The 13938-nt window shown below is 60.3% G+C and carries 12 protein-coding genes; 10 read left to right on the top strand and 2 right to left on the bottom strand.

The annotated features are described in order from the left end of the window. Nucleotides 1-142 precede the first annotated feature (142 nt). From DSCA_RS16410 to DSCA_RS16425, 4 genes are read left to right on the top strand one after another with little or no spacing between them, the layout of a single operon-like run. A complete protein-coding gene (locus DSCA_RS16410) occupies nucleotides 143-1951 on the top strand; it encodes an HlyD family efflux transporter periplasmic adaptor subunit (RefSeq protein WP_167527815.1) in 1809 nt (602 codons plus the stop codon). 13 nt (nucleotides 1952-1964) lie between these two features. Continuing rightward, the gene (locus tag DSCA_RS16415) at nucleotides 1965-4142 is read left to right on the top strand and encodes an efflux RND transporter periplasmic adaptor subunit (RefSeq protein WP_155317451.1); all 2178 of its coding nucleotides are present in this window, start codon (nucleotides 1965-1967) and stop codon (nucleotides 4140-4142) included. A 1-nt stretch (nucleotide 4143) separates the two neighbouring features. After that, nucleotides 4144-6132, top strand: coding sequence for a preprotein translocase subunit SecA (locus DSCA_RS16420; protein WP_155317452.1), 1989 nt, complete (start codon nucleotides 4144-4146; stop codon nucleotides 6130-6132). 19 nt (nucleotides 6133-6151) lie between these two features. Next, nucleotides 6152-8188, top strand: a complete 2037-nt coding sequence (locus DSCA_RS16425) for a TolC family protein (RefSeq protein WP_167527816.1) — start codon at nucleotides 6152-6154, stop codon at nucleotides 8186-8188. Nucleotides 8189-8228: 40 nt separating this feature from the next. Here the strand turns inward: DSCA_RS16425 and DSCA_RS16430 are convergent, their stop codons facing one another. Beyond that, on the bottom strand, nucleotides 8229-8492 hold the full coding sequence (locus DSCA_RS16430; RefSeq protein WP_155317454.1) for a zf-HC2 domain-containing protein: 264 nt from the start codon (nucleotides 8490-8492) through the stop codon (nucleotides 8229-8231). Beyond that, nucleotides 8489-9076, bottom strand: a complete 588-nt coding sequence (locus tag DSCA_RS16435) for a sigma-70 family RNA polymerase sigma factor (protein WP_155317455.1) — start codon at nucleotides 9074-9076, stop codon at nucleotides 8489-8491. Before DSCA_RS16435 ends, DSCA_RS16430 begins: the two co-directional genes overlap by 4 nt. A 223-nt stretch (nucleotides 9077-9299) precedes the next feature. Here DSCA_RS16435 and DSCA_RS16440 point away from each other — a divergent pair, with 223 nt between their 5' ends. From DSCA_RS16440 to DSCA_RS16465, 6 genes are all read left to right on the top strand, one after another. Next, a complete protein-coding gene (locus DSCA_RS16440; RefSeq protein WP_155317456.1) occupies nucleotides 9300-9620 on the top strand; it encodes a hypothetical protein in 321 nt (106 codons plus the stop codon). 168 nt (nucleotides 9621-9788) lie between these two features. Beyond that, complete coding sequence (locus DSCA_RS16445; protein WP_155317457.1) at nucleotides 9789-10193, top strand: hypothetical protein; 405 nt, start codon at nucleotides 9789-9791, stop codon at nucleotides 10191-10193. Nucleotides 10194-10271: 78 nt separating this feature from the next. After that, nucleotides 10272-11276 carry a biotin synthase BioB gene (locus DSCA_RS16450; RefSeq protein WP_155317458.1) on the top strand — a complete coding sequence of 335 codons (1005 nt, stop codon included), beginning with the start codon at nucleotides 10272-10274 and terminating at the stop codon, nucleotides 11274-11276. A gap of 46 nt (nucleotides 11277-11322) precedes the next feature. After that, nucleotides 11323-12276 carry an ABC transporter substrate-binding protein gene (locus DSCA_RS16455; protein WP_197904608.1) on the top strand — a complete coding sequence of 318 codons (954 nt, stop codon included), beginning with the start codon at nucleotides 11323-11325 and terminating at the stop codon, nucleotides 12274-12276. Next, nucleotides 12273-13076 carry an ABC transporter permease gene (locus DSCA_RS16460; protein WP_155317459.1) on the top strand — a complete coding sequence of 268 codons (804 nt, stop codon included), beginning with the start codon at nucleotides 12273-12275 and terminating at the stop codon, nucleotides 13074-13076. The genes DSCA_RS16455 and DSCA_RS16460 overlap by 4 nt, the downstream gene beginning before the upstream one ends. Continuing rightward, nucleotides 13073-13867, top strand: a complete 795-nt coding sequence (locus tag DSCA_RS16465) for an ABC transporter ATP-binding protein (RefSeq protein ID WP_155317460.1) — start codon at nucleotides 13073-13075, stop codon at nucleotides 13865-13867. The genes DSCA_RS16460 and DSCA_RS16465 overlap by 4 nt, the downstream gene beginning before the upstream one ends. Nucleotides 13868-13938 lie beyond the last annotated feature (71 nt).

Here is a 13938-nt window from a genome sequence, read left to right on the forward strand (position 1 = left end):
GATGCCGCCCCGGAAGGGCACCCACCGGGGCCATCATTGCCATTTAAATGGGTTTCCAGGCATCATGGCCGCAACACTGAAAAACGCATCTGCAGGTGATTCAACGCCTGGGGATCCTTTTCGATTCGCGCACATCACAGAATTGTTCACGTGCGGCGGTCCGCCCGATCAGTTCCTCGCCGACTTGCTGGCCACCCAGTGCCGCAATGCCCGTGCGGATGCCGCCGTCGTGGTGCGGCCCGGACAAAAGAACCGCCTGGAAATCCTGGCGGCCTACCCCGGGCCGGTTGCCAGCAAACCCGCCCTGGATTGGGTCGCCAGGGCCCACGAGCCGTTTCACAGGGTCATGGCGGACGGGAAGTCGGTTTTAGTTCCGGAAATGCCTGCCCCGGGCGGGAGCACCGAGCCGTTGGGGACCGTGCTGGGCGTCCCGATCCGCAACGAAGCGACGGTTCGCGCGGTGGCCTTGTTTCTGCTCCGGGCATCAACCACCCACGAAGGCTCGGCCCCCCTGACCCTTCTGGAAACGACTCCGCTCCTGCTTGAACATTATGAACTGCGCCTGGCATTCGACCATGGTCAGGCGGCCATGAAGCGCCTGGGGCAGGTCCTCGACGTGCTCACGGTGGTCAACCGGTCACACCGCTTCTTGAGCGCCGCCATGGCATTGTGCAACGAGATGGCGACCCGCCTGGACTGCAGCCGGGTCAGCCTGGGGTTTTTAAACGGCCGTTGTGTCAAGGTTCAGGCCATGAGCCATACGGACACCGTCAACCGGGAAATGAAGCGGGTCCAAGCCATTGAAGCAGCCATGGAAGAGTGCCTGGATCAGGATGTGGAAGTGATTTACCCGGCATCGGATACGGCAGCAGTGGTGTGCCGCGCAACCGCAGGACTTGCCGGGGAGCATGGTCCCGCCGGCGTGCTGAGTCTGCCGATTCGGGAAGACGGTGGGGCGGCCGCGGTGATGACCCTGGAGCGCACGCCGGAACGGCCCTTTGACCGGCCGGAGGAAATCGAGGCGGTCCGACTGATCTGCGACCTCTGCGCCCCGCGGCTGCTCGACCTCCGGCAGAACGATCGCTGGTTCGGTGCACGGGTGGCGTCGTGGGCGCGCCAGCCGATGGAATCGCTCATCGGGCATGAACACACGTGGATCAAGGTGGCTGCGATCCTGTTCTTTTTTCTGATGGTGTTTCTCGCCACCACCAGAGGAGATTATCGACTGGATGCGGCCTTCGTTCTGGAAGCCCGCAATCAGCAGGCCGTGGTTGCGCCATTCGACGCCTTCACCAAGAGTGTCCTCGTGGCGCCGGGTGACCGCGTCGAAGCCGGACAAACCATTCTGGGCACACTGGAAACCACGGAACTGCGGTTGAAGCGGGCCGCCCTGAAGGCCGAGCAGCTGGGTTACCGGAAACAGATGACCGCATCGATGCGCGACCGGAAGACTGCCGACGCGCAGATCGCAGGCGCCCAAAGCGATAAGCTGGCCGCTGAGATCCGCCTGGTCGACAGCAAAATCGAACAGGCCACCCTGGTCGCACCGATCACGGGCCGGATCATTTCAGAAGACCTGAAGCAACAGATCGGAGCACCGGTCGAAACCGGAGAGATCCTTTTCGAAATCGCCCGCATCGATGCCCTGCGGGCCACCCTGTTCGTCCCCGAAACGTCTGTCGCCGGCGTCACCGCCGGTCAGGCCGGGGAACTGGCATCCGAGGGCCATCCCGGCCAGCGGATCCGGTTCGTCATCGAACAGGTGAACCCCATAGCCGAAATCGTCGACCATCAAAACGTATTTCGCGTGCATGCCCGCATCGTCAACCACCTGGAATGGATGCGGCCCGGCATGAAAGGCCGCGCCAGGATATCCGCTGGACAGCGATCCCGACTGTGGATCGTCTCCCACCGCGTGGTCGACTGGCTGCGCATGGCATTATGGATCTGAGCGAGGCAAGCAGGTGAGCACTGACCGGCCGACATTCAATGAATCCTGGTATCGGGTATCCGCCCTGACCCCAAGGCTGCTCGCCGCGGTGAACGTTCGCCGGCAGCACTTTCGAGGCGTGAGGTGGTATATTCTCCAGGATCCGGCGGACAACTGTTTTTTCCGTATGAGCGACGCCGCCTACTATTTTGTTGCCATGCTGGACGGACGACGCACCGTGAACCAGGCGTGGCAGGTCTGCATGAAACGATTCGGTGACAACGCGCCGACCCAGGGCGAGGCGATCGATCTTCTCGGCCGGCTCCATAACGCCAATTTGCTCCAGGGCAATATCGCACCTGATGCGAAAACGCTCTTCAAAAGGCACCGGAAACGCGTCTGGCGGGGGGTGAGGGGGGCAATGGGCAATCTTCTTTTCGTTCGCATCCCCTTGTGGGATCCGGACCGTTTTCTGGACAGGTGGGTGAAGCTGGTCGGGAGGGTGTTCAGCGGATATGGCCTGGCCCTGTGGTCAGGCCTCCTGGCCGCCGGGCTGTGGGCCGTTGGCGGCCATGCCGAGGCGCTGGCCGAAGGCACTGCCAACGTGCTTGCCCCGGACAACCTGCCCCTTTTGTATGCCGCCGTGGTATTGGTGAAACTGGCCCACGAAATGGGACACGGGTTTGCATGTAAACATTTCGGGCAACGGACGGGTGCCGGCGGCGAGGTGCATCAGATGGGCGTGACCTTTCTCTTCTTCACCCCGCTGCCGTTTGTGGATGCATCCAGCGCCTGGGGCCTTCGAAACCGCTGGCACCGTATCGTGGTCGGTGCCGGCGGCATGCTGGCTGAACTGGCCATTGCATCCGTTGCCGCCATCCTCTGGGTGCGAACGGCTGACGGAACCATGGCGCATGCAATCGCCTATAATATCATGTTTATCGCCAGTGTGAGTTCCCTGGCATTCAACGGGAACCCGTTTTTGCGATACGATGCCTACTACATCCTGCTGGACCTGCTGGAGATCCCCAATCTTGAATCCCGATCGAGGCTGTACGCCTTCTATCTGATCAAGCGATACCTATGGGGTCTGGGCACGGCTTTCGACCCCAGCCATACCCCGGGGGAAAAGGGATGGCTGATCTTCTACGCCGTTGCCGCCACCGCCTGTCGACTGGTCGTTTTTTCAGCCATTGCGCTGGTGCTGATGGGTAAATTCTTTTCGATCGGCGTGCTGCTGGCGGCGATCCTGATCGGCCGCTGGGTGCTGCTGCCCCCGGGGCGCCTCATCCGCTATCTGGCCACCAGCCGCGAGCTTGTCCGCCACAGAAAGCGCGCGGTGCTGACATCCGCAGCGGCCGCTTTTCTGGTTTTTGCTGCCGTGGGGTGCGTCAGGATGCCCGATCGATCCCGGGTCGAGGGTGTCATCGACCCGCGGGATTATTCTGTCATTCACATGCAGACAGCAGGATTTATCGAACAGGTTCTCGAGTCCGGCCAGCCGGTCGGGCCGGACGGGCCTGCGGTGGTCAAGGCGACCAGCCCTGAACTGACGGCCAAACGGGATCGGGTGCGAGCCGAGCTGCGCCGGCTCCGGGTCGGTCGGCAGACGGCCCAGACCCGGGACGCTGCCGCCGCCCAGATCATGAAGGAAAAAATGGCGGCATTCGAGGAGCAGGTCGCGCGTTTGGAAGATGACTGGCAGGCTCTGGCGCCCAAAGCGCCCATCCCGGGAACCTGGGTCGCACCGGATGGCGGGCGGATGACGGCCATGTATGTAAAACAGGGTCAGCGAGTCGGTGTGGTCGTTAATCTGGACCGCCTGCGTATCCGGGCCGTCGCCAGTCAGCGGGTGGCGTCACGGCTCATAGAAAGCGCCAGCCGGGATGTGGAGATAAGGCTCAGAAATCGGCCGGACATCGACTTCAGCGGACGGATCGAAAGAATCATTCCGGCCGGCCAGGAACGGCTGCCGTCAGCCGCATTGGGATATGCAGCCGGCGGTGCGACCCGGACCGAACTCGAGGATCCCAGCGGAAAGCGGGCAGCGGAGCCGTTTTTTGAAATTTTGGTCGCGCCGGTGGTTCCGGCGACCCTGACGCTTCGCCCCGGCCAGACCGTGGTCCTTCGCTTCGAGACACCTGCCAGGCCGCTGCTCGCCCAAGGCTGGCGTGCCCTTCTGCAGCTATTCCAGGGGAGGTATCGGGTCTAGCATGGAGACCGTAGACAGTGCCGCCTGGCGAATGCTTTCACAACGCCTCAAGGTGGCGGAACCGCTCCAGGGCCTGGATGCGCGATGGCATCAGGTCATCGGCCTTGCCGGCCGGCTTTCGCCGGGTCGGGGTCGTTTTCTGCGCCAGGCCGACCGGGTCATGGCCATGACCAGAGCCTTAATTCCGCTTTCAGACGCCGGGCTGCGCGACTGCATGGCGCCGCTGCAGGATCGGTTCCGCCTGGGTCGCGACACGATCGACAATCACCTGCTGGCCTTTGCCATCATCGGCGAAGTGGCCGCACGAACCGTCGGGCTGCGGCCTTATCGCGAGCAGATCGCCGCAGCGATTTCAATGGAAGCCGGTTGTGTTGCCGAAATGGCCACCGGCGAAGGCAAAACCCTCGTGGCCGCGCTGCCGGCCGTCCTTGCCGGCTGGCGCGGTCACGGCTGCCATGTCATCACGGCCAACGCCTACCTCGCCCGGCGGGACGCCGGCTTGATGAAGGCCGTTTATCGTTTCTGTGGCCTGACCGTGGGATGCGTCACCGGGGAAATGGAACCGACCGGACGCAAACAGGCTTACCGGGCGCACGTCACCTACTGCACGAACAAGGAAGCCGCCGCCGACTTCCTGCGTGACCGGCTGCTGATGGGAAGTCTTCAGGGGCTGCCCGCGGCCCTGCTCTCGAAGATGGTTCGCGGCCGCGGCGCCGACATGAGCCGGCTGGTCCAGCGCGGCCTGGCGTGCGCCATCGTCGACGAAGCCGATTCCATATTCGTCGATGAAGCCGTCACGCCCCTGCTGATCTCGGGAGAAAGCCCGAATCAGGACCATGTCGCCGCCTACCGTCGGGCCGCCCGACTGGCCGACGGGCTGCGTCCGTCCATGGATTTCCGGATCGATCGCCCCCATCGCGAGATCCATCTGACGCCGGCCGGAAAACAGCGTCTTGCCGAATTGGCGCATCCCCTGGGGGGCCTCTGGGCCGGATCCCGGCGGCGTGAAGAGCTGGTTGTGCAGACCCTTGCCGCCAGGGAATTTTTCATTCGCGACAAGCAGTATGTGGTCGATGGCGGCAAAGTGGTAATCGTGGACGAGTTCACGGGTCGGCTGATGCCCGACCGAACCTGGCGGGAAGGCATCCATCAGGCGATCGAGGCCAAAGAAGGACTCGACATCAACCTTCCTAAAGAAACCCATGCAAGAATCAGCTTTCAACGGTTCTTCCGGCTTTATGGAAAACTGTGCGGGATGTCCGGCACGGTCACCGAGGCCCGGTCGGAATTGTGGCAGATTTACCGACTGGCGGTGGTCTCCGTCCCCACCCATCGTCCCTGCAGACGGACCGTCATGCCGGATCGTGTGTTCACGACGGCCGCAGCCAAGTGGGAGGCGGTGGTAAAGGCGATCACCGAAGTTCACCGGACCGGTCGCCCGGTCCTGGTCGGCACGCGCAGTATCCGGGAAAGCGTGCACCTGAGCGGCCTGCTCGCGGCCAGGGGCGTGGCGCATCGATTGTTGAATGCCGTGCAGCAGGATTCCGAGGCCCTGATTATCGCACAGGCCGGCCGCAGGGGGCAGGTCACGGTGTCGACGAATATGGCCGGCCGCGGAACGGACATCCGGCTGGGCCCGGGCGTTGCGGAACTGGGGGGCTTGCATGTGATCGCCACCCAGCGCGCCGAAGCGCGGCGCATCGACCGCCAGCTCTTTGGCCGGTGTGCCCGGCAGGGCGACCCGGGCAGCGCCCAGGCCTTCGTCAGCCTGGAGGACGACTTGTTCCGGAGGCACGCCCGCCTGGTGCCCATGGCCGCAGGTAAACGTTACAGCCATCACAACAAAGAGATCTCCTCGCCTTTCTGGCGGCGTTGGATCAATACCGTCCAATCCCGTGCCGAACGGGTGTCGTTTCGCGCACGCAAAGAGGTTCTATCGGCAGACAAATGGATCGAACATCAACTCGGATTTGCATCCCATGACATATAAAAGGGGTAGCCTTCACCACATGCTGACAACACGAAAAATTCTCGGTTCGTTCTGCATCGCCGTCCTGTTAGTCTTGAACACCATGGCGCCGGCCAGCGGCGGGGTCGACACCCCATCCGCCCGCCTGGAGGTCGCCGACGTCAATTTCGGTGGCAACTCGCCGGAACCAAAGGATGAACGATTCACCCTTCAAGTGGGTGCCTTTAAAAGGATGGATCGGGTTGAAAAAGCGTTGTCCCGGCTTGAGGCCAAGGGGTGCCATGCATTCTATCGATACGAGGATACCGGTGCAAAGGGGATGTGGTATCGCGTCTACGCGGGCAGCCACACGACGAGAGAAGAGGCATTGGCAGCCGCCGATCAGTTGAAGGCCCGCGGAGTGGTGGATTCCTGTATCATTCGCAAGGTGGATACGGGCGGGGGCCCGCTTTCGACAACGGCCGCTCAGGGGGCTGCGGGCCTGCAGGCCGGCCTCGCGAAGGCGGAAGAAAGAGAGCCGGCCCCCATCCGCACATCGCGCCCGGACGGGGACGCACAGGCAGCCGGCCCGGTGAAGGCGCCGCCGGATGACGTCCGGGATCCGGTGCCGGCGGTATCGCCGCCTGACGCCGGGGGGAAGAACGTCCCGGAAAGGGAAATGGCGCCGGTCCGCCTGTCGCTGATGGACGCCATCCTTTACAGCCTGAAGGGCAATCGTGAAATCGGCGTGGTAGCCTATGAACCGGAGCAGGCCCGGGAGGACGTTGAAAACGCCGAATCGGTATACGACCCGTTATTGTTCGCCGACACCACCTTTCGGCGTGAGCCCAACCTGGACTCGAGTGTGACGGATATTGTCACCAGCGATGAAGGGATCAGCCAGGCGGGCATCAGAAAGCCGCTCAAGACCGGGGGGTCCCTGTCGACCTACCTGGAAACGAGATACGAAGATTTGAACAATGCGACCTTCGAAAGGCGTTACAAATACATCGTTGCCCCGACGATTGAACTGCGTCAACCGCTGCTGAAAAATCGGGGCGGCAGGGAAGAACGGACCGCCATTCAGATTGCCAGCTGCCAGGCGAGCATTTCCGAGGAAAATTTTCGCCAGAAGGTGATTGAGATCGCCAGCAGCGTCGCCAGCGCCTACTGGAAGCTCTTTTTATACAAGGAAGTGGTGAGCATCAATCGGCAAAATCTCGACATGGCCGAAGAGGTCCTCCGGCGTGAAACGGTTCGACTGGCCAGGGGCATCTCCCAGCAGCTGGATGTCGAACGCGCAAGAAGCAATGTTCAAACACGGCGCAGCACCCTGTTGCGGTCCCGGGAAAACCACCGGGTCGCCATGGATCGGCTCAAGCTGCTGCTGAACTGGTCGCAATTGAAAATTGATTCCGATTTACCGGTGATGCCTGTGGAAACCCCACGGACGGTAACGGTGCATGTGAACGAAAGGGAAGCCATCGCGACGGCACTCGAGAACCGGCCGGAAATCATCAAAGCGAAGCAGGCGCTTCTGATTCGGGAGATTGACGAAGACCTCTCGGCACACCAGCGCCTGCCGACGCTCGATGCGGTCGGACGTTACAGCTTAAGCGGTTATGGCAAGGATCTTGACGGCGCCGGAAACGACATGTCACCCAATGATGAGGATTCATGGGAAGTCGGCCTCTATTTTGAGTGGGCCATCGGCAACCGCTCGGCCGGTTCCGTCTACCGGAAAAAAAGACTGAAGCGCCTGCAGGCCAATGGGCAACTGGCACGCATCGAAGATGACGTCAAACTGGACGTCAAACGCGTACTCCACGGCATCGCCGCCGCCAGGGGCGAGATAGAAGCCACCCGGTTGGCCAGGGAATCGGCTGAAAAAGTGGTGGAAGGCGAATTCGTTCGGTTCGATATCGGGCAGGCAGGCAACCTGGAACTCCTGCGTGCCCAGGACTTGCTGGCGGCCAACAGCCGCAGCTTTATCCGCGCCGTGGTCGACTACAATATCGCGATGCAGGAACTGACGAGGGCCCAGGGAACCCTGCCCCATGGGGTCACCCTGGAGGCGGCCGGAAGAGGCAGCCATTGAGCAACCCGTTTCAGGGAACCAACCCGCCAGGCGAAAGGAATCACGTCAGGGTTCGAAGTTTTTCCTTGATGCGGAGTCTGGCTTCCGGGGAAAGCGCGGCGGCATCCCGGGGCGTCGACGGATCACTGTCGACCTGACGGCTCATCGCCCTCAACAGGATCAATTGCCGGCGGACACGGGCACAGTAACGGCACATCATCAGGTGAATGCGAACCGCCATGCGATGGTGAAACGGCAGCGGGCCATCCAGTGATTGGGATACCTTCTGCGACACGTCCCTGCAGCAGAACATCCAGTGCGTCATTTTACCGTTCCTTCTTGATGCCGGCTGAATCCAACCCGTTCAAGGCATTTGCGCAACAGCATCCTTGCCCGGTGGAGCAGCACCCAGCAATTGTTGGCGGTAATCCCGAGCTGCCCGCAGATCTCTTCGGTCGTCAAGCCATCGATTTCTCTGAAAACAAACGCATCGGCACTTCGCTGCGGCAAGTCTGACAAACATCGATAGAAATGGTCCAGAAATTCTTTGGTCTGCTGGGCTTTTCCGGGGTGGGTGCGCCAATGGGCCGGACGGGTCTGCCAGCCCCCGTTGGCGTTGAAAAGCCTCTCCACCTCGTCCGGGTCATCGGACCGGTTGGGTGCCATAATCGTGGACTTGTTTTTTCGGTAATGATCGATCAGCTTGTGCTTCAGGATGCCGAACAGCCAGGTTTTCTCGGAAGAACGCCCCTTGAACCGGTCCTTGGCCTTCACAGCCGCCAGAAATGTTTCCTGAACCAGATCTTCGGCAACAGCTTTGTCTTTGACCCTGGCAAGCGCAAAGCGAAATAGCGAATCTCCATACGCATCCACCCACAGGTCGGCATTTGTTTTTGGCGAGCCTTGCATGATTGTCGAATACCCTTTGTCCGGATGACCGCTGATTGTTGAATCAGGGTATCAGATTGCGTCGATTTTTCAAGCGGTCCGCCTTTCATCTGGTGGATTTGTCGGCCCAACCCGACAGCCCTTACACGGTTCAATGCGGATTGTAATGATTTTCTGCCACCGTCGACTGAATGGTAGAAATGAGGGGCAGGCGGTGTCGAATGCGATCAGCAGGAGAGGTCAGATGCTCAGGCACACCGTTGAGAATGCCAGAGATGCGTTTGACGCGGGCCATGCAAATTTCTGGGGCAATCTCATCCGGTTGAATAATTTGCTGGTCATCGTTAACATCAGTATGTTTTTTCTGACCGGACTGGTGGCCAAAGGCTATTTTTATACCTTTTATTCCCTGGTATGTCTGGGGGTCGTGGGGGTGGGCGTGCTCATTCCGACGACGCTGATCCGCCGTCTCTGGTATTACTGGATATTCCCGGCCACTGAACTTTGCGGCCTCTATTTCCTCGTTGCCAGTGTTGTATACTGGATTAACAACGGTTCCGGGTAGCCCTGCAGGGCCGTTGGCGGCAATCCACTTCCAAAGGGTGAACCATGCGACGCAACATCGACATACGATCCGGTGGCCTGTTAAAAAAAATCGGCCGTTATTTTCTCAAACGACTGGAAAGGCCCCTTCGGTATTGCTCCCGAAGACCTGGAAATTGTCCTGAACAGGGTGGTCGGCAATCTGGGGTATCGCTATGACCACGAAAACCTGGTGGACCTGGCCCTGCTTGCCCTGCCGTCATCGATCAATCCATTTAAAAAACAGACGATTAAAGCCTGTTTAGGCGGGTGCACGGAATATAAAGTGATCTGTTCGGGAATGATTGCCAACGCATTCCAGGCCGTCGGTTATCCGATTGTCCCTGCATTGCGGCCGGCGTCGGGTACCGGGAGCCACATGGCCAACGCCCCTTACGGGTCCAGGCTGGTCATGCGCCACCATTCTCAAATTGTGCCGAAAGATTTTGACCTCAGCCCCAATTTCGAGATAGTGAAGTACAACATTATCGGATTGGGACGTTTCAATTACCAATCGATCTGGGCTGAAAAAAAACCGACGTTCAATAGGGATTGACATCTGGCCGCCCATTGACGAACGTGGTGCGGCATTCATCAACCTCGTTTACCCTCCCAAAATAAGGACCGACCCCCCATGAGACAGGATCTTGAGCCAGGCGTTGCCGACATTCTGAAAAAAGCTTCGGACATGGTGCCCCTTGAGCGGGAAGACGCGTTAACCCTGATGCGGGTGCCGTTGCACACGGCAGGGTGCTATGCGCTCATGGAGACCGCCAACCGGATGTCGCGATCAGAATTCGGTAATAAAGGAGAAAATCATTTTCATATCGGGCTCAATGTGGAAGCCTGCCCCATGGATTGCCTTTTTTGCAGCCTCACCCGCACGGCCGGCATCTTCAAAGAGAAAATCGATTTTTCCATGGAACAGATCATCCGTTGGGCCAAAGCGGCCGAGCAGCAGGGCGCCGATGCCCTGAACCTGATGACCACGGGAACCTATCCGTTCAAGCGCCTGCTCGAGGTCGGCCGGCAGCTGGGTGAGGAAACCCGCGTTCCCCTGGTGGCCAACACCCGGGACATCAGCCATCGGGAAGGTGAAGCGCTGATCGATGCCGGTTTCGTGGGGGCCTACCATGCCGTCCGGCTCGGGGAGGGGCGGGACACCCCGTTTAACCGGAATAAGCGCATTGAAACCATCCAGGTGTTCCGCGACGTGGGGTTGCTCTGGATGAACTGCGTGGAGCCGGTCGGGCCGGAACATTCGGACGATGAAATCGTGGATCTGATGCTGCTGGCCCGGGACTATGGCGCCACCTACAGCGGCATCATGCGACGAATCAACTTTCCGGGTTCGCCCATGGAGCGGTTCGGCATGATCAGTGAGCTCGAAATGGCCCGTCTGGTGGCCATCAGCCGCCTGGTCATGGGCGACGTTCCCCAAGCCCACTGCACCCATGAACCCCACAGCGCGTCACTCATGGCCGGTGCGAACCTCTTCTTTTCCGAAGTAGGCTCCAGTCCACGGGACCAGCAGGCCGATACCGGCAAAGGCCGCGGCACCGACGTCACGCATTGCCGGCAGATGCAGCTGGAAATGGCGTGGGACCCCTCACTGCCATCGAACTGTTTTGAGAACTAACCAGGCGCGGGACGGCAAACCGTCATCGCCTGCGAAAGGAACACGCATGCCATCAAAACAAAGATTGATTCGCTTTCTCGTGGTCGGCATCCTGACGTTGATGCCCCTTTCTGCTCCGGCTGAGGAACCGGTTCGCATCGGCACATGGAAAACCCCGCAGACGATCCAGCCACTTTTTTACCACCGTTTTCTTCCGCAAACGATGAAAAGCCGGGTTCTCACGTTTACCAACCCGGCGGACCAGAAAACGGCGCTTCTTGCCGGAAGCCTCGACATTTGCGGAACCACGCTGGCGCATGCCATTTATTCCGCTTCCGTCGGCCAGCCGGTGGTCGTTGTTTCGGCACTGTGCAACAAATGCTCGGCCCTGGTGGTCAAAAAAGACGGCCCGATTCATTCCGAAAAGGATCTCGCGGGCAAAACCATCGGTTATGTCCCGGGGACCATGCACGAAATCCTGCTCAGGGAAACATTGACCCGCAACGGGATAGCGCCGAATACGGGCGTCACTCTCATTCGGGTCGATTTTTTTGACATGGGAACCGCCCTTGCCGGCGGCAGCATCGATGCCTTTCTCTCCGGGGAACCGTTTCCCTCACTGGCCGCCAACCAGGGATACGGCCGAATTCTTTCATACCCCTATTACGCCGATTCGGTCGGCACGATCAACGCCGGGATGCTGGTGCGTCGGGCCACAATCGAAAACCATCCTGAACGGGTGGCCCAATTGGTGCTCGCGCATGCCCGGGCGACCCGCTTTTTAAACGCGCATCCGGACGCATGGCTGAGAAAAGCATCCGGTTTCGGAACCCGTATGGAGGTATTGACCGCCGCGGTGCCCAACATCGAACTCGCCTGGGAGATGGACGACGCGTTCATACGCAAAGCCAAAGCCCTGGGCAACCGCATGCAGGCCCTGGGAATGATCCAACGCCAACCGGACTACGATCGGCTCTTTGATTTATCGTTTGTTGCCCAGGCCCGGGAACGACTCCAATGAACCGTCGACCGTCCACCCCCGGCCTCTCCGGCCAGCTGATGCCATGGATTCTGCCGGCATGTTTTCTCGTGGCCTGGATGGCCGCCTGCGAAACCGGCCTGGTTCCCGGTTACCTGTTGCCGCATCCGAAGGACATCTTCGCCACCGCCTCGACCTATATCTTCAGTGACCCCGGACAGGACCCCTACGCGGGACGCTTTGTCGAGGATCTTCTCGCCAGCACCATGCGGGTCATGACCGGCTTCGGCCTGGCGGTGGCGGCAGGCATCCCGCTGGGCATCGTTTCCGGACGAATCGCGCTGGTCAATCGGATGCTGAGCATGACCATCAATGCCCTGCGCGCCGTTCCCGGTATCAGCTGGCTGCCGCTGGCGATGGTGTGGTTCGGCATCGGCATGAAAACGACCGTCTTTCTGGTGGCCCTGGCGGCCTTTTTCCCCATTTTCCTCAACGCCGAGGCGGGCGCCCGCCAGGTCAGCCCGATTCTGCTTCAAGCCGGCGCCATGATGGGCGTTCACCGCCTGCGGGGCACCTTCGCCATCCTGATCCCGGCGGCCATGCCGCAGATCATTACCGGCCTGCGCCTTGGAATGGGCATTTCATGGGCCTACCTGGTGCTGGGTGAACTCACCGGTGTGCCCAATGGGCTGGGGGCCGTCATCATGGATGCACGCATGCTGGGCCGCATTGACATCATCATCGTGGGGATCCTGATGATTGCACTGGTCGGACGGCTGTGTGACCTGGGCCTCCATGGCTTGTTGCGAGGCTGCTTCAAGAGTGCCAGGAGGCTGCCGTGACGACCCGATTGCATATCGTAAAAAAACGGCCGGACGTTAAACCGGTAATTCTCGAAATCGAAGGTCTGAGCAAGGGATTCGGGACAAACGGGCCCGCCCAACCTCGCGTGCTGGAGCATATCAGTTTTTCTGCCCGACGGGGTGAGATGATCTGCATTTTAGGGCGCAGCGGCTGCGGCAAATCCACCCTGCTCAAGATTCTGGCCGGTTTTTTGCCCCCAAGCAGCGGTTCGGTGCGGCTGAAGGGGCGACCGGTCGACCGCCCCGGGCCGGACCGATGTGTGGTCTTTCAGGAGGATGCCTTATTCCCCTGGCTGACGGTCCGGGAAAATATCGCTTTCGGCCTGAAAGGCCGCGGGATGGACCACAGGGATCAGCAGCGGGAAGTGGATCGATTCCTGTCCCTCGTCGGACTGGCGGATTTTGAGGATTTTCTGCCCCAGGATATTTCCGGCGGCATGAAACAGCGGGTATCCCTGGCACGGGTACTGATTCTCCAGCCGGAGGTATTGCTCATGGATGAACCCTTTGCCGCCCTGGATGCCCAGACACGCGAGGAAATGCAGAATCTTCTGCTCGATCTGTGGGAACGGCTGTCCCACACGGTTGTTTTTGTAACCCACGACGTCAATGAGGCCGTATTGCTGGCCGACCGGATCATCCTGCTGGAAAAGGATCCCGGCCGCATCCGCGAAGATATAACCATCGACCTGCCCCGGCCGCGCAAAAAAGAATCAGACCGCTATTTTGACCATTGCCGTTCGATGATGGCCAAGATTAACCAGGTTTGACGGTACTGCTGGACTGCCCGGCTGCCAGGTTGACCCGAACACGAGACCATCACGGGAGGATGAGAAGACGT

This window comes from Desulfosarcina alkanivorans (assembly GCF_009688945.1).
GTDB classification, from domain to species: Bacteria; Desulfobacterota; Desulfobacteria; order Desulfobacterales; family Desulfosarcinaceae; genus Desulfosarcina; species Desulfosarcina alkanivorans.